Annotated in this window: 1 protein-coding gene; it reads right to left on the bottom strand. The window is 67.8% G+C overall.

What is annotated here, in order from left to right; all coding sequences use genetic code 11:
- On the bottom strand, nt 1–986 hold a 986-nt coding region (locus ABH920_RS50055; RefSeq protein WP_370356998.1), incomplete at its 3' end, for a transposase.
- Nucleotides 987–1,042 lie beyond the last annotated feature (56 nt).

Raw genomic sequence — 1,042 nt, forward strand, 5'->3', positions numbered from 1 at the left:
AGGTCCAGCGCGACGGTGGCCTCGTGGTGTTCCGCTCCGACGCCAGGGGTGAGTTGGGCTGCGGTGATCAGCCCTGTCTCCGGTTCGATCGCGATGTGAGCCTTGAAGCCCTCCTGGCGATGGCTGCGGGTCTTGTGCACGTGCCGGGCTTCGGGGTCCACGGTGGAGACCATCCGGTCCGGCACGGTGCGCTCGGCGATCCGCCAGCGGCCGTCGCGGCCGTCGGAATCCTCGGCCGGCTCCACATCCTGGCCCGCGACCAGCGCCAGCAGGCCCACCGCGTTCGCCGCCTGCTCACCTAGTTCCTGCTCCGGCAGCTCGGACAGCAACCGCACCGCATCGGTGACCAGTGCATCAACCAGTACGGCCCGCGCGGTCTCATCGTTCCAGGCAATCCGTGGCTTGCCTGGATCGGCATAGTCGTGCGCCTGACACACCGCTGCCGCAGCCTGTGCGCCGCCGGGAACATCGCGGATCACCCTGCGAACGGCGGCGACCAGCTGGGTGACGGTGTCCTGCGTGGCCACGGCGTCATCCAGCACGGTGGAGTCCAGCGCCCGCCGCTGCCGCGCCTTGAGTACACCGGTCGCAGCCACCACCTCCCGCACCGTCTCAAAGATCCGATTCGGGCGGGCCGAGCGGGCCAGGCGCCGGCGGAAGTATGACAACAGCGAGGGATCGAACGCCGTGTCCAAAAGTCCCAGCCCGCATGCGGCCTTCCACCGCAGGTCACAGCGCAACTCCTGAACGGCCTCAAAGTCCGAACGGCCCATCAGCGCCTGCAACACCACCGCAGCGGCCAGCACCTGCGGCGGCATCGACGGCCGACCGTTGGCGGAGGGATACATGTCCGCGAACATCGACGCCGGGAACAACTGCTCCCGATGCTCAGCCAGGAACGCGTACACACTCCCGGCCGGGATCAGCTCTCGACACGTGCCCCACACATCCGCCCCGACCAGCTCACCAGTCCACTCACCCTGCATAACAGCAGTCTGACCCCGCCGACCAAACGACGAGGTCAGAACGCATGATTTTCATC

Source organism: Catenulispora sp. EB89, from assembly GCF_041261445.1.
Classification (GTDB): domain Bacteria; phylum Actinomycetota; class Actinomycetes; order Streptomycetales; family Catenulisporaceae; genus Catenulispora.